General features: G+C 51.6%; 1 pseudogene. It reads left to right on the forward strand.

The window, feature by feature from the left end:
- Positions 1 to 223: pseudogene (locus tag PsWM33_RS27455) on the forward strand (IS1595 family transposase); the annotation flags it as partial.

Here is a 223-nt window from a genome sequence, read left to right on the forward strand (position 1 = left end):
GGGCACGCTATTCGTTTGCTGACCGCGCAGGAGCATTTGCTGGATGGCACTGTCGAAACAGATCACTTTTATCTAGGTGGCAACCCTCCGAAAAAGCGGAATGTACCGCCTCCTGGACGTGGAAGAAAAGGGAAGAAGAAAACCGCTAAAACACCAATTCTTTCAATGGTTCAGAGGCCACAGTCAACAGAAGTTGGTAGCCCTGCAGGTCATGCCCGCGCAA

Source organism: Pseudovibrio sp. WM33, from assembly GCF_001623165.1.
Classification (GTDB): Bacteria; Pseudomonadota; Alphaproteobacteria; order Rhizobiales; family Stappiaceae; genus Pseudovibrio.